Raw genomic sequence first — 20,813 nt, forward strand, 5'->3', positions numbered from 1 at the left:
GAAGCCGGTGCCAGACACCGCGTCGCCTGCTTCGCGGTGGTCCGGCACTCCGGCAAGCCCGCTCCCACAGGTACCGCGGCGGGCTCGTGCCCAGTTCTCTGCGCGACAGCGCAGCCCGAAGGGCTGGGTGATCTCCTACAGGAACAGGGCCGGTACACACAACGCACAACCCTGTAGGAGCCGGCTTGCCGGCGATGGGGCCGGTACAGGCCACGCACAATCCGCTAGTCTTGCTTATCCATTGAAGGAGCCAGGCATGTTCGAATCCGCAGAAATCGGTCACAGCATCGACAAGGAAACCTACGACGCCGAGGTGCCGGCCTTGCGCGAGGCGCTGCTCGAAGCGCAATACGAGCTCAAGCAGCAGGCGCGTTTCCCGGTGATCGTGCTGATCAACGGCATCGAAGGCGCCGGCAAGGGCGAGACGGTCAAGCTGCTCAACGAATGGATGGACCCGCGCCTGATCGAGGTGCGCACCTTCGACCAGCAGACCGACGAAGAACTCGCCCGCCCGCCGGCCTGGCGCTACTGGCGCGCACTGCCGCCGAAGGGGCGCATGGGCGTGTTCTTCGGCAACTGGTACAGCCAGATGCTCGAAGGCCGGGTGCACGGCGAGTTCAAGGACGCGGTGCTGGACCAGGCCATCGTCGGCGCCGAGCGCCTGGAGCAGATGCTGTGCGATGAAGGCGCGCTGATCATCAAGTTCTGGTTCCACCTTTCGAAAAAGCAGATGAAGGCGCGGCTCAAGGCGCTCAAGCACGACCCGCTGCACAACTGGCGCATCAGCCCGCTGGACTGGCAGCAGTCGGAAACCTACGACCGCTTCGTGCGCTTTGGCGAACGGGTGCTGCGCCGCACCAGCCGCGACTACGCGCCATGGCATGTGGTCGAGGGGGTCGACCCGCACTACCGCAGCCTGGCGGTGGGGCGCATCCTGCTTGAGAGCCTGCAGGCGGCGCTGGGCAACAAGCCGCGCAAGCACGAGGGCAACGTGGCACCGCTGGGCCGTAGCATCGATGACAAGAGCCTGCTCGGCGCCCTGGACATGACCCTGCGCCTGGACAAGCACGATTACGAAGAGCAACTGGTGACCGAGCAGGCGCGCCTGGCCGGGCTGCTGCGCAACAAGCACATGGCCCGGCACGCGCTGGTGGCGGTGTTCGAGGGCAATGACGCAGCCGGCAAGGGCGGGGCGATCCGCCGCGTGGCGGCGGCGCTGGACCCGCGCCAGTACCGCATCGTGCCGATTGCCGCACCCACCGAAGAAGAGCGTGCACAACCCTACCTGTGGCGGTTCTGGCGGCACATCCCGGCGCGTGGCAAGTTCACCATCTTCGACCGTTCCTGGTATGGCCGGGTGCTGGTGGAGCGGGTCGAGGGCTTTTGCAGCCCGGCCGACTGGATGCGTGCCTATGGCGAGATCAACGACTTCGAGGAACAGCTGCGCAACGCCGGCGTGGTGGTGGTGAAGTTCTGGCTGGCGATCGACCAGCAGACCCAGCTGGAGCGCTTCGAGGAGCGTGAGCAGATCCCGTTCAAGCGCTACAAGATCACCGAAGAAGACTGGCGCAACCGCGACAAGTGGGATGTGTACAGCGAGGCGGTGGGTGACATGGTCGACCGTACCAGCACCGAGATCGCGCCGTGGACGCTGGTGGAGGCCAACGACAAGCGCTGGGCGCGGGTGAAGGTGCTGCGCACCATCAACCAGGCGCTGGAGGCGGCGTTTGCCAAACACAAGAAGTAGCCGTATCGCCCTGTAGGAGCGGCCTTGTGTCGCGATGGGCTGCGCAGCAGCCCCAATATCTTCGATTCATACAATATTGCCGGGGCTGCTGCGCAGCCCATCGCGACACAAGGCCGCTCCTACAGGGTACGCGTCGCGCTTGCGGGATCGCAGCCATAAGGCGTGCCATGCCCTGCCGGAATGACCCGATGAATTCTTTTCCCGCAACCAATCCCCGCCACACCGCTGCAACCCCTTAGAATTCAGCCACCCCCACCCCGGGCCTGTATCGAGGACACCATGCACATCACTTCCGGCCGTTGGCTGTTCGGCCTGCTGCTCGCCCTGTTGACCGCTCTGCTGTGGGGCATCCTGCCGATCAAGCTGAAACAGGTGCTGCAGGTGATGGACCCGGTGACCGTCACCTGGTACCGCCTGAGCGTCTCCGGCAGCCTGCTGTTCGTGTGGCTGGCGGCCAACCGCCGCTTGCCGTCACCCGCGCGCCTGAGCCGCAAGGGCAAGGGCCTGGTGGCAGTGGCCATCCTCGGGCTTTTGGGCAACTACGTGCTGTACCTGGTCGGCCTCAAGCTGCTCAGCCCGGGTACTGCGCAACTGGTGGTGCAACTGGGGCCGGTACTGCTGCTGGTGGCCAGCGTGTTCGTGTTCAAGGAGCGTTTCAGCCTGGGCCAGGGTGTCGGCCTGCTGGTGTTGCTGGCGGGCTTCGGGTTGTTCTTCAATCAGCGCCTGGAAGAGCTGCTGACCTCGATGGGGGTGTACACCACCGGGGTGCTGACCATCGTGCTGGCCACCAGCATCTGGGTGTTCTATGCGCTGAGCCAGAAGCAGCTGCTGACGGTGTGGAATTCGCAGCAGGTGATGATGGTGATCTACCTGGGCTGCGCCTTGCTGCTGACACCCTGGGTGCACCCGCTTGAGGCCTTGCAGTTGAGCCCGTTGCAGGGCTGGCTGCTGCTGGCCTGCTGTTTGAACACCCTGGTGGCCTATGGCGCCTTTGCCGAGGCGCTGGCGCACTGGGAGGCGTCGCGGGTCAGTGCCACCCTGGCGCTGACGCCGTTGGTGACCTTTGTTGCGGTGGCGGTTGCGGCCTGGGTGTGGCCGGACTATGTACAGGCTGAACAAATCAATGCGCTGGGTTACGTGGGGGCGGTGACCGTGGTGCTGGGCTCGACGCTGGTGGCGTTGGGGCCTTCGCTGGTGGCGGGGTGGCGGGCGAGGCACATGCAGCAAAGCCGAACCCTGTAGGAGCCGGCTTGCCGGCGATCACCGGCGGTGCCGGTGCCAGGCGTTGCGATGAGGTTGCCTGGTTGGGCCTCATCGCAGGCAAGCCTGCTCCTACAGGGGATGCGTAGCGTTTTTGAGGTTAGCCTTTGCCCCCTGGTGCCAGCATGTTCTCGGGCCTTACCCACTGGTCGAACTGCTCGTTGGTCAAATACTTGAGCTCCAGCGCCGCCTCGCGCAGGGTCTTGCCTTCGCTGTAGGCCTTCTTGGCGATTTCTGCGGCCTTGTCGTAACCGATGTGCGGGTTGAGCGCGGTCACCAGCATCAGCCCGCGCTCCAGGTGCGCGGCCATCTGTTCGGCGTCGGGCTCGATGCCGGCCACGCAGTGCTGCTGGAAGTTGCTGCAGCCGTCAGCCAGCAGCTCGATCGACTGCAGCAGGTTGTGGATGATCACCGGCTTGAACACGTTCAGTTGCAGGTGGCCCTGGCTGGCTGCAAAGCCGATCGCTGCGTCGTTGCCCAGCACCTGGCAAGCCAGCATCGACAAAGCCTCGCACTGGGTGGGGTTGACCTTGCCGGGCATGATCGAGCTGCCCGGCTCGTTGGCCGGCAGGCGCACCTCGGCGATCCCCGCGCGCGGGCCGGAGCCGAGCAGGCGCAGGTCGTTGGCGATTTTCATCAGGGCCACGGCCAGGGTCTTCAGCGCGCCGGCCAGGCTGGTCAGCGGCTCGTGGCCGGCAAGCGCCGCAAACTTGTTCGGGGCGGTAATGAAGGGCAGGCCGGACAGCGCTGCCAACTCAGCGGCAATCGCCTCGGCGAAGCCGTGCGGGGCGTTGAGCCCGGTGCCTACCGCGGTGCCGCCCTGGGCCAGCTCGCACACCGCCGGCAGGCTGGCGCGGATGGCGCGCTGGGCGTAGTCCAGCTGGGCGACGAAGGCCGAGACCTCCTGGCCGAAGGTGATCGGGGTGGCGTCCATCATGTGGGTGCGGCCGGTCTTGACCAGGTGCTGGTGACGCGCCGACAGCTCGGCCAGCCCGGACGACAGTTCGGCGATGGCCGGCAGCAGCTTGCCGTGCACCGCCTGGGCGGCGGCGATGTGCATGGCGGTGGGGAAGCAGTCGTTGGAACTCTGCGAGCGGTTGACGTGGTCGTTGGGGTGCACCGGCACCTTGCCGCCGCGGCCTTTGCCGGCCAGCTCGTTGGCGCGCCCGGCGATCACCTCGTTGACGTTCATGTTGCTTTGGGTGCCGCTGCCGGTCTGCCAAACCACCAGTGGGAATTGCTGGTCATGCTGGCCATCGAGCACTTCGTCGGCGGCCTGCTCGATCAGCCGGGCGATATCGGCCGGCAAATCGCCGTTGCGGTCATTCACCCGCGCTGCGGCTTTCTTGATCAGTGCCAGGGCATGCAGCACCGCCAGCGGCATGCGTTCCTTGCCAATGGCGAAGTTGATCAGCGAGCGCTGGGTCTGCGCCCCCCAGTAGGCGTGCTCTGGAACTTCGACCGGGCCCAGGCTGTCTGTCTCGATACGGCTCATGCTGCGCTTTCTCCTTTTAGCAGTGCGAATTCGCAGTTTAGGCCGTGATTCGACCGAGCAGTTGCATCGCTCGTCGTGCCACTTGAGCACATCGCCACCACGGCGCAGAATGCTCTACTCTGAGGTACCCGCCTCCCTTTCACGAAGGAAATGCAATGACCCGTCTCCGTGCCCTCTGTGCCGCCGTTGCCCTGGTTTGCGCCAGCGGCCAGGTACTCGCTGCCACCCCCAGCCACAACGCTGCTGCCGAGAAATTCCTGACCCTGGCCAATGCCGACAAGCTGGGCACCCCGGTGTACATGCAGGTCCAGCAGATGTTCGCCCAGCGTTTCGAGCAAACCAAGGCACCGGCTTCGAAGAAGAACGTGCTCGACAGCTACCAGGCCAAGGCCAATGCTGCCCTGGACAACGCCATCGGCTGGAAGAAACTCAAGCCGCAGATGGTCAACCTGTACACCGCCACCTTTACCGAGGCCGAGCTGAACGACCTGGTGAAGTTCTACGAGTCGCCGCTGGGCAAGAAAGTCTTGCGTGAAATGCCCAAGGTCACCCAGCAGTCGGCCCAGCTCACTCAACAGAGCCTCGAGCCTGCGGTACCTGTGGTCAACAAGCTGCTCGACGACATGACCAAGGAACTCGACCCGAACGCCGGCAAGGCCGCGGCCCCTGCGAAGAAGTGAGCCGAGCGCGATGAACATGCAGCAACGCATCGAGCAGCAACTGGCGCCGCTGGGCACCGAGCACCTTGAAGTGCACAACGAAAGCCACATGCACAGCCGTGGCCAGGAGACGCACTACAAGGCGGTGCTGGTCAGCGAGCAGTTCGCCGGGCTGAACAGCGTCAAGCGCCACCAGAAGGTCTACGCCACCATGGGTGAGCTGATGGGCGAGATTCACGCCCTGGCCATCCACACCTACACCCCCGAGGAGTGGGCGCAGGTGGGCGTGGCGCCGGCTTCGCCGGTGTGCGCCGGCGGCGGGCACTGAATCCTTTAAGGGATTCTGCTAGACTTCGCCATCCTTCGGGGCCGCTGCGCGGCCCATCGCGGCACAAGGCCGCTCCTACAGCGACAACACTGTCCCCCTGTAGGAGCGGCCTTGTGCCGCGAAAGGGGTGCAAAGCACCCCCAACCTGCCCATGTAAAAGCCCGGTTCGCCCCTTACGAGGGCAGCCACCTGGAGATTCAACGCAATGACCCAACCGATCGTCGTGGCGGCGCTGTACAAGTTCGTCACCCTCGAAGACTACGTCGAGCTGCGCGAGCCACTGCTCAAGGTGATGCTCGACAACGGCGTCAAAGGCACTTTGCTGCTGGCCAACGAAGGCATCAACGGCACCGTCTCGGCCACCCGCGAAGGCATCGACGGCCTGCTCGCCTGGCTGCGCAGCGACGCGCGCCTGGTGGATGTCGACCACAAAGAGTCGTACTGCGACGAGCAGCCGTTCTACCGCACCAAGGTCAAGCTCAAGAAAGAAATCGTCACCCTGGGCGTGCCGGGCGTCGACCCGAACAAGGCGGTTGGCACCTATGTCGAGCCCAAGGACTGGAACGCGCTGATCAGCGACCCCGAGGTGCTGCTGATCGACACCCGCAACGACTACGAAGTGGCCATCGGCACCTTCAAGGGCGCCCTCGACCCGAAGACCGAGACCTTCCGCGAGTTCCCCGAGTACATCAAAGCCAACTTCGACCCGAGCAAGCACAAGAAGGTGGCGATGTTCTGCACCGGTGGCATCCGCTGCGAAAAAGCCTCCAGCTACATGCTCGGTGAAGGCTTCGAAGAGGTCTATCATCTCAAGGGCGGCGTGCTGAAATACTTCGAGGAAGTGGCCCAGGACGAAAGCCTGTGGGACGGCGACTGCTTCGTCTTCGACAACCGGGTCACCGTGCGCCACGACCTGAGCGAGGGCGAGTACGACCAGTGCCATGCCTGCCGCCACCCGATCGATGCGGCGGACCGCGAGTCCGAGCACTACTCGCCCGGTGTGAGCTGCCCGCATTGCTGGGACTCGCTGAGCGAAAAGACCCGGCGCAGCGCCATCGACCGGCAGAAGCAGATCGAGCTGGCCAAGGCGCGCAACCTGCCACACCCGATCGGTTTCAACTACAAAGCCGAGGCCTGATCCATGACTGCCCGCCTGATCTACGTGATGGACCCGATGTGCTCCTGGTGCTGGGGTTTCGCGCCGGTGGCCGAGGCCCTGATCGCCCAGGCCGCGGACGCGGGTGTCAGCACCCGCCTGGTGCCCGGCGGCCTGCGCAGTGGCGGCAGTGCGCTGGACGCCTCGACCCGCAAGTACATCCTCGAGCATTGGCAGGCGGTGCATGACGCCACCGGCCAACCGTTTCGTTTCGACGGCGCCATGCCTGACGGTTTCGTCTACGACACCGAGCCTGCCTGCCGCGCCCTGGTGACGGCACGTGAGCTGGACGAGGCGCGCATGTGGGGCCTGCTCAAGCTGATCCAGGCGTCGTTCTACCAGCAAGGCGTGGACGTTACCCGCGCCCCGCAGCTGGTGGAGCTGGCCGAACAGGCCGGCTTCGACCGTGAGACGTTCGCCCAGCGCTTTGCCGGGCATGACGCCCGCGCCGCCACCAGCGCCGATTTTGCCTGGGTGCAGGACCTGGGTATTGCCGGCTTCCCCACGCTGCTGGCCGAGCGCAACGGCCAGTTGGCCTTGCTGACCAACGGCTACCAGCCGCTGGACAGCCTGCAACCCTTGCTCGGCCGCTGGCTGCAGCAGGCCGCCTGTGCTTGATGTGCCCGGGTCGCCCGACCCGGTACCCGGGAAGCCCTCCGTTGTGCCTGATCGCCTGAGCTGGGCGGAAATCCGCCGCCTGGCCCTGCACCACAAGAAAGCCCTGTGGACTGCCAACCTGGTGGCGGTGCTCGCGGCCCTGTGCAGCGTGCCCATTCCGTTGCTGCTGCCGCTGCTGGTGGATGAGGTGTTGCTGGGCCGCGGCGATGCGGCGCTGAAGTGGATGAACCAGTTCTTGCCCGCCGGCTGGCAGGTGGCGGCAGGTTATATCGGCTTGATGCTTGCCTTCACCCTGAGCCTGCGCCTGGCGGCGCTGGCCTTCAACGTGGTGCAGGCCAAGCTGTTTGCCGGGTTGGCCAAGGATATCGTCTACCGCCTGCGCATCCGCCTGATCGAGCGGCTCAAGCGCATTTCACTCAAAGAATACGAAAGCCTGGGCAGCGGCACGGTGACCACGCACCTGGTCACCGACCTGGACACCCTCGACAAGTTCGTCGGCGAAACCCTCAGCCGCTTTTTGGTGGCGGTGCTGACGCTTACCGGCACTGCCGCCATATTGATGTGGATGCACTGGCAGCTGGCGTTGTTGATCCTGCTGTTCAACCCGCTGGTGATCTACTTCACCGTGCAGTTGGGCAAGCGCGTCAAGCACCTGAAAAAGCTCGAGAACGACAGCACCGCGCGCTTCACCCAGGCGCTGAGCGAGACCCTCGACGCCATCCAGGAGATCCGTGCCGGCAACCGCCAGGGCTACTTCCTCGGCCGCCTGGGCCTGCGCGCCCGCGAAGTGCGCGACTACGCCGTGGCCTCGCAGTGGAAGAGCGACGCCAGCGGGCGTGCCAGCGGGCTGTTGTTCCAGTTCGGCATCGATATCTTCCGCGCCGCGGCCATGCTCACCGTGCTGTTCTCCGACCTGTCCATCGGCCAGATGCTGGCGGTGTTCAGCTACCTGTGGTTCATGATCGGCCCGGTGGAGCAACTGCTCAACCTGCAGTACGCCTACTACGCCGCCGGCGGCGCCCTGAGCCGGCTCAACGAGCTGCTGGCGCGGGCCGACGAGCCGCAGTACCCGGCGGCCAGCGACCCCTTTGCAGGGCGCCAGACGGTGGGTATCGAGGTGCGCGACCTGCGCTTCGCCTACGCCGACGAGCCGGTGCTGGACCAGCTGAACCTGGCCATTGCCCCGGGCGAGAAGGTGGCCATCGTCGGTGCCAGCGGTGGCGGCAAGAGCACCCTGGTGCAACTGTTGCTGGGGCTGTACAGCGCCCAGGCCGGGACCATCCGCTTTGGGGGCGCGAGCCTGCAGGAAATCGGCCTTGAGACCCTGCGCGAAAACGTGGCGGTGGTGCTGCAGCACCCGTCGCTGTTCAACGACAGCGTGCGCGCCAACCTGACCATGGGCCGCGACTGCACCGACGAAGCCTGCTGGCAGGCGCTGCGCATCGCCCAGCTGGATGCCACCATCGCTGCGCTGCCCCAGGGGTTGGACAGTGTGGTCGGGCGTTCCGGCGTGCGTCTGTCGGGCGGGCAGCGCCAGCGCCTGGCCATAGCCCGCATGGTATTGGCCGAGCCCAAGGTGGTGATTCTGGATGAGGCCACTTCGGCGCTGGATGCTGCCACCGAGTACAACCTGCACCAGGCGTTGGCGCGTTTTCTGGTCGGGCGTACCACGCTGATCATCGCCCACCGGCTGTCGGCGGTTAAACAGGCCGACCGGGTGCTGGTGTTCGATGGCGGGCATGTGGCCGAGGATGGCGACCACCAGCAGCTGATTGCCGAGGGTGGGTTGTATGCCAAGTTGTACGGGCACTTGCAGCAAACCTGAGCCTGGCCCTTGTAGGAGCGGCCTTGTGTCGCGAAAGGGCTGCGCAGCAGCCCCGGCGATTTCACATGATGCCAAGATCCCGGGACCGCTGCGCGGTCCATCGCGACACAAGGCCGCTCCTACAGGGGGCGTGCGCGATTTCCCCGCCCGCAAAATCCCCGTCACACGCATGGCAAATGGCCTACGCTGAGCGTTGTCTAGGTCGATTCGTGCCTTATCTGCCGCAGTGACAGGGATTACATGACGGGAAATCGGACTCTCGAGGCGCCAAGGCTGCTGGGCATCATCTGGCCGTTCGTCGCTGTTGTGGTGTTCCAGGTGCTGCTGGGCAGCGCCAGCCTTTATGCCTTGTCGGCAGTGCGCGCCTACGTGGCGGGCGAGAGCCTGTGGTCCAAGGCGCAGAAGGACGCCATCTACTACCTGAGCCTGTACGCCGACGACCGCCACCCGCTGACCTACCAGCGCTACCGCCAGGCCATTCTGGTGCCCCAGGGCGACCACGACCTGCGCGTGGCCCTGGACCTGCCCCAGCCCGATCTGGACGCCGCGCGCAAGGGCATTTTGCAGGGCGGCAACCACCCCGACGACGTCGCCCGGATCATCTGGTTCTACCGCAACTTTCGCCAGGTCAGCTATTTACAGACCGCCATCGACTACTGGGATGTCGGCGACGACTACCTGCGCCAGCTCGATGTGCTGGCCGGGCAGATGCGCGATGGCTTTGCCAGCGGCGAGGCCGATGCCCGCCAGGTGGCCGAATGGAAGGCGCGCATCGTTGCCATCAACGACGGCGTGACCCCGGCCGCCAAGGCCTTCAGTGACGCGCTGGGCGAAGGCTCACGCATGCTGCTGCGGGTGCTGATGATCACCAACCTGGTCACAGCGCTGTTTTTGATCGCCATGGCTTGGCGCCGCTCAGGCAAGCTGCTGGCCCAGCGCCAGGCCTTCGCCACCGCATTGCAGGAAGAAAAGGAGCGGGCGCAGGTTACCCTGGAGTCGATCGGCGATGCGGTGATTACCACCGATGTCGATGGCTGCATCGCCTACATGAACCCCGCGGCCGAGCAACTGACCCACTGGCAGGCGGCCCAGGCTGAAGGGTTGCCGCTGGCGGCGCTGTTCAGCCTGCTCGACGAAAATGCCGAGAAAGACAGCCGTACCCTGGTCGAGCAGGTGCTCAGCGGCAGCCTCAAGGGCGGCGCCGAGCACGCCCGGCTGATCCAGCGCCTGGATGGCAGTACGGTGTCGGTCAACCTGGTCGGCTCGCCGATTCTTACCGACGGCCAGGTCAGCGGCATTGTCGTCGTGCTGCATGACATGACCCAGGAGCGCCAGTACATCGCCAACCTGTCGTGGCAGGCCACCCACGACGCCCTGACCGGGCTGGCCAACCGCCGCGAGTTCGAGTACCGCCTGGAGCAGGCGCTGAACAGCCTGTCGCGCCAGGCCGGCCGGCATTCGCTGATGTTCCTCGACCTCGACCAGTTCAAGCTGGTCAACGACACCTGCGGCCACGCCGCCGGCGACGAGCTGCTGCGGCACATTTGCGCCGTGCTGCAATCGGGCCTGCGCGAGGGGGATACGTTGGCGCGCCTTGGCGGCGACGAGTTTGGCGTGCTGCTGGAAAACTGCCCGTCGGAGCAGGCCGAACGCATCGCCGAACAGCTGCGCCAAGCCGTGCAGAGCCTGCATTTTGTGTGGAAGGGCAGGCCGTTCGTCACCACCGTGAGCATTGGCCTGGTGCATATCGCCCAGGCGCCCAGCACGCTGGAGGCTTCGCTGCGCGCCGCCGACATGGCCTGCTACATGGCCAAGGAGAAGGGCCGCAACCGGGTGCAGGTGTACCACGCCGATGACAGCGAGCTATCCATGCGCTTTGGCGAGATGGCCTGGATCCAGCGCCTGCACGTGGCCCTTGAAGAGAACCGCTTCTGCCTGTACGCCCAGGAAATCGCCCCGCTGAAGGCCATGGAGGGCGCCGGCCATATCGAGATTCTGCTGCGCCTGCACGATGAAAGCGGCCGCACCATCCTGCCCGACAGTTTCATCCCCGCCGCCGAGCGTTACGGGCTGATGACCGCGCTGGACCGCTGGGTGGTGCGCAGCGTGTTCCAGGTGATTCGCCAGTGCCTGGACGAAGGCCGCGAGGGGCCGCTGGCCATGTGTGCGATCAACCTGTCGGGCACCAGCATCGGCGATGACAAGTTCCTCGAGTACCTGCAGCGGCTGTTTGGCGAGTTCGATATACCGCCGCGCTTAATCTGTTTTGAAATAACCGAGACCAGCGCTATCGCGAATTTGGGAAGCGCTATTCGCTTCATCAATGAATTGAAGGGCCTGGGTTGCAAGTTCTCGCTGGACGATTTCTGCGCCGGAATGTCGTCATTCGCGTATTTGAAACATTTGCCAGTAGACTTCCTGAAGATCGACGGAAGTTTCGTCAAAGACATGCTCGACGACCCGATCAACCGGGCGATGGTCGAAGTGATCAACCACATCGGCCACGTCATGGGCAAGCGGACCATTGCCGAGTTCGTCGAGACGCCGCTGATCGAGCAGGCCTTGCAGGAAATCGGCGTCGATTACGCCCAGGGCTACCTGATCGAACGCCCGCAGGTGTTCACCTGCGACAGCCTGCAGCGCCAACGGATTGCAGCGAGGCCCCTGTTGCACAGGGCGCCAGGGACCTTTCGCTGAGCAATGACGGTAAATCACAGGGAATCAAGGAGCTGACAGTGATTGACGCGTTCGTACGGATCGGGCCCTTGATGGACCCGGCCAGTTATCCGGATTGGGCCCAGCAACTGATCGAAGATTGCCGCGAGAGCAAGCGCCGGGTGGTGGAGCATGCGTTCTACCAGCGTTTGCGCGACGGCCAACTGCGCCCGGCGACCATCCGCCAGTACCTGATCGGTGGCTGGCCGGTGGTGGAGCAGTTCTCGCTGTACATGGCTCACAACCTGCAAAAGACCCGCTACGGCCGCCATGCCGGTGAGGACATGGCGCGGCGCTGGCTGATGCGCAACATCCGCGTCGAGCTCAACCACGCCGACTACTGGGTGCACTGGTGCCAGGCCCATGGCATCCACCTGCGCGACCTGCAGGCCCAGGAGGTGCCGCCGGAGCTCAACGGCCTCAACGACTGGTGCTGGCGGGTGTGCGCCACCGAGTCGCTGGCGATTGCGATGGCGGCCACCAATTACGCCATCGAGGGCGCCACGGGTGAGTGGGCGGCGGTGGTGTGTGCAGGTGACACCTACGCACAGGGTTTTGCCGACGAAGACCGCAAGCGGGCGATGAAGTGGCTGAAGATGCATGCCCAGTATGACGATGCGCACCCCTGGGAGGCGCTGGAAATCATCTGCACCCTGGCCGGCGAAAACCCCACGCTGGGGTTGCGCACCGAACTGCGCCGGGCGATCTGCAAGAGCTACGACTGCATGTTCCTGTTCCTGGAACGCTGCATGCAACTGGAGGGGCGCCAGCAGGGGCACCTGCGCCCGGCACTGGCGGCGGGCTGAAAAAGCATCGCGGGGCAAGCCCGCTCCCACGATATCCCGTGGGAGCGGGCTTGCCCCGCGATAGCGATTACTGCGCGTTCAGCGCCTGCCCGTTCACATCCTTGCTGTCCGGCCCCATCAGGTACAGGTACACCGGCATGATCTCTTCAGGCAGCGGGTTGTTCTGCGGGTTCTCGCTGGGGTAGGCCTGGGCGCGCATCGCCGTGCGGGTGGCGCCGGGGTTGATGCTGTTGGAGCGCACCGGGGCCACGCCTTCGAGCTCGTCGGCCAGCGTCTGCATCAGGCCTTCGGTGGCGAACTTCGACACGCCATAAGCACCCCAGTAGGCCCGGCCCTTGCGCCCGACGCTGCTCGAGGTGAACACCACCGAGGCGTCCTCCGACAGCTTGAGCAGCGGCAGCAGGGTGCTGGTGAGCATGAAGGTGGCGTTGACGTTGATGTGCATCACGCGCATGAAGTTGTCGCCCGACAGCTGCTCGGTGGGCGTGCGCGGGCCGATGATCGAAGCGTTGTTGAGCAGCCCGTCAAGGCGGCCGAACTGGTCTTCGATCATCACCGCCAGCTCGTCGTACTGGTGGGGCAGGGCGGTTTCCAGGTTGAACGGGATCACCACCGGTTGCGGGTGGCCGGCGGCTTCGATCTGGTCGTAGACCTCGTTCAGGTTGGCCTCGGTCTTGCCCAGCAGCAGCACGGTGGCGCCCAGGGCGGCATAGGCCTTGGCGGCGGCGGCGCCGATGCCGCGGCCGGCGCCGGTAACCAGGATGATACGGCCCTTGAGCAGGTCGGGGCGGGCGGTGTAGTCGAACATGTGATGTGTCCTTGAAATCTGTGGACGACGCATTCCCTGTAGGAGCGGGCTTGCCCGCGATGGGGCCCGGTCAGGCAAAACGCTTGCCTGATCGATTGCAATCGCAGGCAAGCCCGCTCCTGCAGAGAATGGCGTCAGGCCTGGGAAGTCAGCAGCCGCACAGCGCGCTGTCGATCACCTTGCGCAGTTCCAGCGGGTGGTCCACCACCACGTCGGCGCCCCAGTTGTTGGGGTTGTCCTCGGGGTGAATATAGCCATAGCGCACGGCGGCGGTGCGGGTGCCGGCATCGCGGCCGGACTCGATGTCACGCAGGTCGTCACCGACGAACAAGACGCTGGCCGGGTCCAGGTTCAGGGTCTTGCAGGCCAGGATCAGCGGCTCGGGGTCGGGCTTGCTGTTTTTCACGTGGTCGGGGCAGATCAGCAGCGCCGAACGCTCGGCCAGGCCCAGCTGCTGCATGATCGGCTCGGCGAAGCGCACCGGCTTGTTGGTGACCACGCCCCACAGCAGGTTGCCGCGCTCGATGTCGGCCAACAGCTCCGGCATGCCGTCGAACAGCTTGCTGTGCACCGCGCAGTCGCGCTGGTAGCGCTCGAGAAACTCCAGGCGCAGGGCCTCGAAGCCCTCGCTGTCGGGCTCGATGGCAAAGGTGGCGGCCACCATGGCGCGGGCGCCACCGGAGATCACCTCGCGAATGCGCGTGTCGTCAACCGCCGGCAGGCCGCGCTCGGCGAGCATCGCCTGGCAGATGGCGATGAAGTCCGGCGCGGTGTCCAGCAGGGTGCCGTCCATGTCGAAGAGTACAGCTTGCAGGCGCATGCTCATTCCTCGCGCAGGGTCTGGATCATGTAGTTGACGTCGACGTCGGTGCTCAGCTTGTAGTGCTTGGTCAGCGGGTTGTAGGTCAGCCCGACGATATCCTTCACTTCAAGACCGGCAACGCGGCTCCAGGCGCCAAGCTCCGAGGGGCGGATGAACTTCTTGAAGTCGTGGGTGCCGCGCGGCAGCATCTTGAGGATGTACTCGGCGCCGATTATCGCCAGCAGGTAGGCCTTGGGGTTGCGGTTGATGGTGGAGAAGAACACCTGCCCGCCGGGCTTGACCATGCGGTAGCAGGCGCGGATCACCGACGAGGGGTCGGGCACGTGCTCGAGCATCTCAAGGCAGGTGACCACGTCGAATTGCTCGGGCATTTCTTCGGCCAGGGCTTCGGCGGTGATCTGCCGGTACTCCACCTGCACGCCAGACTCCAGCTGGTGCAACTGGGCCACCGCCAGCGGCGCCTCGCCCATGTCGATACCGGTGACGGTGGCGCCGCGCTGGGCCATGGCTTCGCTGAGGATGCCGCCGCCGCAACCGACGTCCAGCACTTTTTTGCCGGCGAGGCTGACGCGCTCGTCGATCCAGTTGACCCGCAGCGGGTTGATGTCGTGCAGTGGCTTGAACTCGCTCTCGCGGTCCCACCAGCGGTGGGCCAGGGCTTCGAACTTGGCGATTTCGGCGTGGTCGACGTTGCTCATCTGAACAGTCCTCTGAAACTCATGTAAATAGTGCACTGGGCGCCAGCCTGGGCTGGCGGCCGGTCATTCCTGGCGCCCGTTGATGCGGGCGCCCCAGGCGCGGGCGGTATTGGCCAGCGCGGTTTCATCCATTTGCGTCAGGTGCCGGTCCAGCAGCAGTGGCTGGCCGGCGACCCAGACGTCTTTGACGCAGTCACGGCCGGTGGCGTAGATCAGTTGCGACACCGGGCAGTGCACCGGCTGCTGCAGCAAGCCGTTGAGGTCGAAGGCGACCACATCGGCGGCCTTGCCCACTTGCAGCGAACCGGTAACGGCCTCAAGGCCCAGCGCCCGGGCGCCATTGAGGGTGGCCATACGCAGCGCGCGGTGGGCGTCCAGCGCGGTGGCGCTGCCGGCCACGGCCTTGGCCAGCAGGGCCGCGGTGCGGGTTTCGCCGAGCAGGTCGAGGTCGTTGTTGCTGGCTGCGCCATCGGTGCCCACGGCCACGTTGACCCCGGCTTGCCACAGGCGTTCGACCGGGCAGAAGCCGCTGGCCAGCTTGAGGTTGCTTTCCGGGCAGTGAACCACGCTGGTGTTGCTTTCTACCAGCAGGGCCAGATCGTCGTCGCTGACCTGGGTCATGTGCACCGCCTGCAGGTTGGGCCCCAGCAGGCCCAGGCGGGCGAGGCGCGCCAATGGGCGTTCGCCGCTGTCGGCGACGGCCTGCTCGACTTCGCCGGCGGTTTCGTGGATGTGCATGTGCACCGGGGCATCCAGCTGGTCGGCGACCACGCGGATTTTTTCCAGGCTGGCGTCGCTCAGGGTGTAGGGCGCGTGGGGGCCGAGGGCGACGCTGATACGCGGGTGGTGGCGCAGGTCGCCGAACAGTTCGATGGCCTGGTGCAGGCCTTCTTCCGGGGTGCGCGCGCCGGGGATCGGGAAGTCCAGCAGCGGTGCGGCGATTTGCGCGCGGATACCGCTGCGGTGTACCCGGTCACAGGCTTCACGGGGGAAGAAGTACATGTCGGCAAAGCAGGTGATGCCGCCCTTGAGCTGCTCGGCGATGGCAAGGTCGGTGCCGTCGCGCACGAAGGCTTCGTCGACCCAGCGCCCTTCGGCCGGCCAGATGTGCTCCTTGAGCCAGGTCATCAGCGGCAGGTCGTCGGCCAGGCCGCGGAACAGGGTCATGGCGGCGTGGCCGTGGGCGTTGATCAGCCCTGGAGTGAGCAGGCAACCCGGCAGTTCGCGCACTTGCAGCGCTTGCGGGGCGCGTTCGCGCGGCCCGAGCCAGGCGATCAGGCCGTCGCGGATGCCCAGCGCATGGCCTTCGAACACCACGCCGGCCGGCTCCACGGGCACCAGCCAGGCAGGTACCAGCAGCAGGTCGAGAGGGGGAGTGGGGCTGGGCATGCGGGGCATCTACCTGGGCGCTGTCGGTTAAACGCGCAGTATACCCGAGCACCCGTTGCCGAGGGTCGCTATAATCGCCGGCTTTTCATGGCCGGGTAACGGGAAATGGCGATGCGCGAGCAACTCTTGGCAGCAGAGACGGTGACAGGCATCGCGTGGCGCGACGGCGTGCTGCACCTGCTTGACCAGCGCCTGCTGCCGCTCGAGCAGGATTGGCTGGCGTGCAGCGACGTGGCGCAGGTGGCCGAGGCGATCGGCGACATGGTCGTGCGCGGCGCCTCGGCCATCGGCATTTGCGCCGCCTATGGGCTGGTGTTGGCGCTGCGCCAGCGCCTGGCCGAGGGCGAGGGCTGGGAAGAGGCGCTGGAAGAAGACTTTTTGCTGCTGGGCGAGGCCCGCCCGACGCCGGCCAACCTGTTCTGGGCGCTCAACCGCATGCGTGAGCGCCTGCAGCGGGTGCGCCCTGATGAAGACCTGCTGGCGGTGATGGAGGCCGAGGCAGTGGCCATCCATGACAGCGACCGCGAGGCCAACCTGACCATGGCCCAGTTTGGCCTGGAGCAGATGCGCAAGCACCAGGGCAGCGAGCAGGCCCTGCTCACTCACGGCAATGCCGGGGCGCTGGGCAGTGGCGGCTTTGGCACTGCGCTGGCGGTGATCCGTGCTGCGGCAATGGAGGGCATGGTCGAGCAGGTGTATGTGTGCGAAACCCGCCCCTGGCTGCAGGGCTCGCGCCTGACGGCCTGGGAGTTGGCGGTGGACGGCGTGCCGGTGGCGGTGGTCGCCGATGCTGCGGCCGGGCACCTGATGAAGACCAAGGGCGTCACCTGGGTGGTGGTCGGTGCCGACTGCATCGCCGCCAATGGCGACGTGGCGGCGAAGATCGGCACTTATCAGCTGGCGGTGATCGCCATGCACCATGGCCTGCGCTTCATGGTGGTGGCGCCGAGCAGCAGCATCGACCTGAACCTGCCCACCGGTGAGGACATCACCCTGGAAGTGCGCGGCGAGGAAGAGTTGCTGGAGGTGGAAGGTATGCAGGTGACGGCGGACATCGAGGCGTACAACCCGGTGGTGGATGTGACACCGGCCGACCTGATCGATGTGATCGTCACCGAGAAGGGCGTGGTCGAGCGGCCGGATGTGCTCAAAATCGCCCAGTTGATGTGCCGCAAGCGCCTGCATTGAAGGCATGCGATACCTGTTGCGGTGAAGCGGGGCTGCTGCGCAGCCCATCGCGGGCAAGCCCGCTCCTGCAGGTGCAGTGCATGGCTTGCGAGGGGGTGGCTGGGCATCCATTCGGATGGGCTTTTGATCAGCGCTGCGGCCCCTTGCCATATCTCCCATGCGCCAAGGCTTTGTGGTAACATCCGGCAGTTTCCAAGGCCGCCCATGTGTGCGGCCTTCATTGCGCAGATCCATGGCACAACTCATTGATTTGTCGTATGTCGTCGCACCTACCTAACGCTGCGGCGGCGAGCTTCGTTCGTCCTTCGAGGGATCAGGCGAAGTTTCACCAGAAAAAGGAATCAGGCTTCTCATGGGCGAACTGGCCAAAGAAATCCTCCCGGTCAATATCGAAGACGAACTGAGACAGTCTTACCTCGACTACGCGATGAGCGTGATTGTCGGGCGAGCGCTGCCCGATGCACGTGACGGCTTGAAGCCCGTGCATCGCCGCGTGCTGTACGCGATGAGCGAACTGGGCAACGACTGGAACAAGCCGTACAAGAAATCCGCCCGTGTGGTCGGTGACGTGATCGGTAAGTACCACCCGCACGGCGACACCGCCGTGTACGACACCATCGTGCGGATGGCGCAGCCGTTCTCGCTGCGCTACCTGCTGGTCGATGGCCAGGGCAACTTCGGTTCGGTGGACGGCGACAACGCCGCGGCCATGCGATACACCGAAGTACGCATGACCAAGCTGGCCCACGAGCTGCTGGCCGACCTGCATAAAGAGACCGTCGACTGGGTGCCAAACTACGACGGCACCGAGCAGATCCCGGCGGTCATGCCGACCAAGATCCCCAACCTGCTGGTCAACGGCTCCAGCGGTATCGCCGTGGGCATGGCCACCAACATTCCGCCGCACAACCTGGGCGAAGTGATCGACGGCTGCCTGGCGCTGATCGACAATTCGGACATCACGGTCGATGAGCTGATGCAGTTCATCCCGGGGCCGGACTTCCCGACCGCCGGCCAGATCAACGGCCGTCAGGGCATCATCGATGCCTACCGCACCGGCCGTGGCCGCATCTACATGCGTGCGCGCTCGATCATCGAGGACATCGACAAGGTCGGTGGTCGCCAGCAGATCGTCGTCACCGAGCTGCCGTACCAGCTGAACAAGGCGCGGCTGATCGAGAAAATCGCCGAGCTGGTCAAAGAGAAGAAGATCGAAGGCATCACCGAGCTGCGCGACGAGTCCGACAAGGACGGCATGCGCATCGTCATCGAGCTGCGTCGCGGCGAGGTGCCGGAGGTGGTGCTGAACAACCTCTACCAGCAAACCCAGCTGCAGAGCGTGTTCGGTATCAACATCGTTGCCCTGATCGACGGTCGCCCGCGCCTGCTCAACCTCAAGGACCTGCTTGAAGCGTTCGTCCGTCACCGCCGCGAAGTGGTGACCCGGCGTACCGTGTTCGAGCTGCGCAAGGCCCGCGAGCGTGGCCACATTCTTGAAGGCCAGGCGGTTGCGCTGTCGAACATCGACCCGGTCATCGCCATGATCAAGGCTTCGCCGACGCCGTCCGAGGCTAAAGAAGCGCTGGTCAGCACTGCCTGGGAATCCAGCGCCGTGCAGGTGATGGTCGAGCGCGCCGGTGCCGAGTCGTGCCGCCCGGAAGACCTGCCCGAGCAATACGGCCTGCGTGATGGCAAGTATTACCTGTCGCCGGAACAGGCCCAGGCGATTCTTGACCTGCGCCTGCACCGCCTGACGGGCCTTGAGCACGAGAAGCTGCTGGCCGAGTACCAGGAAATCCTCGAGCAGATCGGCGAGCTGATCCGCATTCTCAGCAGCGCCACGCGCCTGATGGAAGTGATCCGCGAAGAACTCGAAGCGATCCGTGCCGAGTACGGCGATGCGCGTCGCACCGAAATTCTCAATGCCAGCCACGACCTCAACTACGGCGATATGATCCCCGAAGAAGAGCGTGTGGTGACCATCTCCCACGGTGGCTATGCCAAGACCCAGCCGCTGTCTGCCTACCAGGCCCAGCGCCGCGGCGGCAAGGGCAAGTCGGCCACCGGCGTCAAGGACGAGGACTACATCGAGCACCTGCTGGTCGCCAACAGCCACGCCACCCTGTTGCTGTTCTCCAGCAAGGGCAAGGTGTACTGGAAGAAGACCTACGAAATCCCTGAAGCGTCCCGCGCTGCCCGTGGCCGCCCGCTGGTGAACCTGCTGCCGCTTGAAGAGGGCGAGCGCATCACCGCGATGCTGCAGATCGACCTTGAAGCGCTGCAGCAGCACGCCGACCCTGAGGAAGAGCTGGAAGACAGCGACGACAGCGTGCTCGAGGGCGAGCTGGTCGAAGTCGAGGAAATCGACGAAGAAGACGGCGACACCCTTGAGTGGGCCGCCGACCCGACTGGCGCCTACATCTTCATGGCCACCGCCTCCGGTACCGTCAAGAAGACCCCGCTGGTGCAGTTCGCCCGTCCGCGCTCCAACGGTTTGATCGCGCTCAAGCTCAAGGAAGGTGACACCCTGATCGCCGCCGCCATTACTGACGGCGCCAAGGAAGTCATGATGTTCTCCGACGCGGGCAAGGTGATCCGCTTCGCCGAGAGCGTGGTGCGTGAAATGGGCCGTACCGCCCGTGGTGTGCGCGGCATGAAGCTGGGCAAGGGCCAGCAGATCATTTCGATGCTGATCCCAGAGTCCGGCGCGCAGATCCTCACCGCCTCCGAGCGAGGCTTCGGCAAGCGTACCCCGCTGTCCAAGTTCCCGCGGCGCGGCCGTGGTGGCCAGGGCGTGATCGCCATGGGCACCAAGGGGCGCAACGGCTTGTTGATCGGCGCCATCCAGGTGCAGGAAGGCGAGGAGATCATGCTGATTTCCGACCAGGGCACCTTGGTGCGCACGCGGGTCGGTGAGGTGTCCAGTCTGGGTCGTAACACCCAGGGTGTGACGCTGATCAAGCTGGCCAGCGACGAGACGCTGGTGGGCCTGGAGCGAATCCAGGAGCCTTCCGAGGATGAGCTCGACGATATCGTCGAGGGCGAGGAGGCCGACACCGACGCGCTGGATGCGGCAGGTGAGGATGGCGCCGGCGCCGAAGAGGCACCGCAGGAATAAGCAAGTGCACTACCCGAACGGGGCGACCAAGGTCGCCCCGTTTGACTGATTACGGCAGGCAACGCTGAACGCTTGTAGGAGCGGCCTTGTGTCGCGAAAGGGCTGCGAAGCGGCCCCAGGTTTCGGCGTTACTGCAAAGAGCTGGGGCTGCTGCGCAGCCCTTCGCGACACAAGGCCGCT

16 protein-coding genes are annotated in these 20,813 nt (G+C 65.2%); 11 read left to right on the plus strand and 5 right to left on the minus strand.

The features are described from left to right. Nucleotides 1-256 precede the first annotated feature (256 nt). Both pap and ACI2KK_RS18910 read left to right on the plus strand, forming a co-directional pair. Nucleotides 257-1,747, plus strand: a complete 1,491-nt coding sequence (gene pap / locus ACI2KK_RS18905) for a polyphosphate:AMP phosphotransferase (protein ID WP_404670087.1) — start codon at nucleotides 257-259, stop codon at nucleotides 1,745-1,747. Between the two features lie 279 nt (nucleotides 1,748-2,026). After that, nucleotides 2,027-2,989 carry a DMT family transporter gene (locus ACI2KK_RS18910; protein ID WP_404670088.1) on the plus strand — a complete coding sequence of 321 codons (963 nt, stop codon included), beginning with the start codon at nucleotides 2,027-2,029 and terminating at the stop codon, nucleotides 2,987-2,989. Between the two features lie 118 nt (nucleotides 2,990-3,107). Here the strand turns inward: ACI2KK_RS18910 and ACI2KK_RS18915 are convergent, their stop codons facing one another. Beyond that, entirely contained in the window at nucleotides 3,108-4,502 is a 1,395-nt protein-coding gene (locus ACI2KK_RS18915) for a class II fumarate hydratase (protein WP_404670089.1), read from the minus strand. A 155-nt stretch (nucleotides 4,503-4,657) separates the two neighbouring features. Between ACI2KK_RS18915 and ACI2KK_RS18920 the strand changes: the two genes are divergently transcribed. The 7 genes from ACI2KK_RS18920 to ACI2KK_RS18950 all read left to right on the plus strand — a co-directional run bounded on the left by ACI2KK_RS18920 (nucleotide 4,658) and on the right by ACI2KK_RS18950 (nucleotide 12,609). Beyond that, the gene (locus ACI2KK_RS18920) at nucleotides 4,658-5,182 is read left to right on the plus strand and encodes a DUF2059 domain-containing protein (protein WP_217888181.1); all 525 of its coding nucleotides are present in this window, start codon (nucleotides 4,658-4,660) and stop codon (nucleotides 5,180-5,182) included. Between the two features lie 10 nt (nucleotides 5,183-5,192). Continuing rightward, nucleotides 5,193-5,489, plus strand: a complete 297-nt coding sequence (locus ACI2KK_RS18925; protein WP_404670090.1) for a BolA family protein — start codon at nucleotides 5,193-5,195, stop codon at nucleotides 5,487-5,489. Nucleotides 5,490-5,694: 205 nt separating this feature from the next. After that, nucleotides 5,695-6,627 (plus strand): rhodanese-related sulfurtransferase, encoded by a 933-nt coding sequence (locus tag ACI2KK_RS18930; protein WP_404670091.1) that lies wholly within the window; start codon nucleotides 5,695-5,697, stop codon nucleotides 6,625-6,627. A gap of 3 nt (nucleotides 6,628-6,630) precedes the next feature. Next, nucleotides 6,631-7,263, plus strand: a complete 633-nt coding sequence (locus tag ACI2KK_RS18935) for a DsbA family protein (RefSeq protein WP_404670092.1) — start codon at nucleotides 6,631-6,633, stop codon at nucleotides 7,261-7,263. Next, the gene (locus ACI2KK_RS18940) at nucleotides 7,256-9,088 is read left to right on the plus strand and encodes an ABC transporter ATP-binding protein (protein WP_404670093.1); all 1,833 of its coding nucleotides are present in this window, start codon (nucleotides 7,256-7,258) and stop codon (nucleotides 9,086-9,088) included. The genes ACI2KK_RS18935 and ACI2KK_RS18940 overlap by 8 nt, the downstream gene beginning before the upstream one ends. Nucleotides 9,089-9,328: 240 nt before the next feature. After that, on the plus strand, nucleotides 9,329-11,785 hold the full coding sequence (locus ACI2KK_RS18945) for an EAL domain-containing protein (RefSeq protein WP_404670094.1): 2,457 nt from the start codon (nucleotides 9,329-9,331) through the stop codon (nucleotides 11,783-11,785). Nucleotides 11,786-11,823: 38 nt separating this feature from the next. Further along, entirely contained in the window at nucleotides 11,824-12,609 is a 786-nt protein-coding gene (locus ACI2KK_RS18950; RefSeq protein ID WP_404670095.1) for a TenA family transcriptional regulator, read from the plus strand. Nucleotides 12,610-12,676: 67 nt separating this feature from the next. Here the strand turns inward: ACI2KK_RS18950 and ACI2KK_RS18955 are convergent, their stop codons facing one another. From ACI2KK_RS18955 to ACI2KK_RS18970, 4 genes are all read right to left on the minus strand, one after another. Further along, nucleotides 12,677-13,417, minus strand: coding sequence for a YciK family oxidoreductase (locus tag ACI2KK_RS18955; protein WP_217842304.1), 741 nt, complete (start codon nucleotides 13,415-13,417; stop codon nucleotides 12,677-12,679). A gap of 148 nt (nucleotides 13,418-13,565) precedes the next feature. Next, complete coding sequence (gene mupP / locus ACI2KK_RS18960; protein ID WP_404670096.1) at nucleotides 13,566-14,237, minus strand: N-acetylmuramic acid 6-phosphate phosphatase MupP; 672 nt, start codon at nucleotides 14,235-14,237, stop codon at nucleotides 13,566-13,568. 2 nt (nucleotides 14,238-14,239) lie between these two features. After that, a complete protein-coding gene (gene ubiG, locus ACI2KK_RS18965) occupies nucleotides 14,240-14,938 on the minus strand; it encodes a bifunctional 2-polyprenyl-6-hydroxyphenol methylase/3-demethylubiquinol 3-O-methyltransferase UbiG (protein WP_217842306.1) in 699 nt (232 codons plus the stop codon). A gap of 63 nt (nucleotides 14,939-15,001) precedes the next feature. Next, nucleotides 15,002-16,327: a TRZ/ATZ family hydrolase gene (locus ACI2KK_RS18970; RefSeq protein ID WP_404670097.1), complete on the minus strand. Its 1,326-nt coding sequence runs from the start codon at nucleotides 16,325-16,327 to the stop codon at nucleotides 15,002-15,004. Nucleotides 16,328-16,438: 111 nt separating this feature from the next. Here ACI2KK_RS18970 and mtnA point away from each other — a divergent pair, with 111 nt between their 5' ends. Together mtnA and gyrA are read left to right on the plus strand one after the other, a co-directional pair. Continuing rightward, complete coding sequence (mtnA, locus tag ACI2KK_RS18975; RefSeq protein WP_404670098.1) at nucleotides 16,439-17,515, plus strand: S-methyl-5-thioribose-1-phosphate isomerase; 1,077 nt, start codon at nucleotides 16,439-16,441, stop codon at nucleotides 17,513-17,515. A 352-nt stretch (nucleotides 17,516-17,867) separates the two neighbouring features. Further along, on the plus strand, nucleotides 17,868-20,633 hold the full coding sequence (gene gyrA / locus ACI2KK_RS18980) for a DNA gyrase subunit A (protein WP_404670099.1): 2,766 nt from the start codon (nucleotides 17,868-17,870) through the stop codon (nucleotides 20,631-20,633). Nucleotides 20,634-20,813 lie beyond the last annotated feature (180 nt).

Source organism: Pseudomonas sp. NPDC089406, from assembly GCF_044900265.1.
GTDB lineage: Bacteria > Pseudomonadota > Gammaproteobacteria > Pseudomonadales > Pseudomonadaceae > Aquipseudomonas > Aquipseudomonas fakonensis.

What these genes read in the sequence shown, in the direction of transcription:
- pap (WP_404670087.1), top strand. Translation starts at nt 257, where the DNA reads ATGTTCGAATCCGCAGAAATCGGTCACAGCATCGACAAGGAAACCTAC.
- ACI2KK_RS18910 (WP_404670088.1), top strand. Translation starts at nt 2,027, where the DNA reads ATGCACATCACTTCCGGCCGTTGGCTGTTCGGCCTGCTGCTCGCCCTG.
- ACI2KK_RS18915 (WP_404670089.1), bottom strand. Translation starts at nt 4,502, where the DNA reads ATGAGCCGTATCGAGACAGACAGCCTGGGCCCGGTCGAAGTTCCAGAG.
- ACI2KK_RS18920 (WP_217888181.1), top strand. Translation starts at nt 4,658, where the DNA reads ATGACCCGTCTCCGTGCCCTCTGTGCCGCCGTTGCCCTGGTTTGCGCC.
- ACI2KK_RS18925 (WP_404670090.1), top strand. Translation starts at nt 5,193, where the DNA reads ATGAACATGCAGCAACGCATCGAGCAGCAACTGGCGCCGCTGGGCACC.
- ACI2KK_RS18930 (WP_404670091.1), top strand. Translation starts at nt 5,695, where the DNA reads ATGACCCAACCGATCGTCGTGGCGGCGCTGTACAAGTTCGTCACCCTC.
- ACI2KK_RS18935 (WP_404670092.1), top strand. Translation starts at nt 6,631, where the DNA reads ATGACTGCCCGCCTGATCTACGTGATGGACCCGATGTGCTCCTGGTGC.
- ACI2KK_RS18945 (WP_404670094.1), top strand. Translation starts at nt 9,329, where the DNA reads ATGACGGGAAATCGGACTCTCGAGGCGCCAAGGCTGCTGGGCATCATC.
- ACI2KK_RS18955 (WP_217842304.1), bottom strand. Translation starts at nt 13,417, where the DNA reads ATGTTCGACTACACCGCCCGCCCCGACCTGCTCAAGGGCCGTATCATC.
- mupP (WP_404670096.1), bottom strand. Translation starts at nt 14,237, where the DNA reads ATGCGCCTGCAAGCTGTACTCTTCGACATGGACGGCACCCTGCTGGAC.
- ubiG (WP_217842306.1), bottom strand. Translation starts at nt 14,938, where the DNA reads ATGAGCAACGTCGACCACGCCGAAATCGCCAAGTTCGAAGCCCTGGCC.
- ACI2KK_RS18970 (WP_404670097.1), bottom strand. Translation starts at nt 16,327, where the DNA reads ATGCCCAGCCCCACTCCCCCTCTCGACCTGCTGCTGGTACCTGCCTGG.
- mtnA (WP_404670098.1), top strand. Translation starts at nt 16,439, where the DNA reads ATGCGCGAGCAACTCTTGGCAGCAGAGACGGTGACAGGCATCGCGTGG.
- gyrA (WP_404670099.1), top strand. Translation starts at nt 17,868, where the DNA reads ATGGGCGAACTGGCCAAAGAAATCCTCCCGGTCAATATCGAAGACGAA.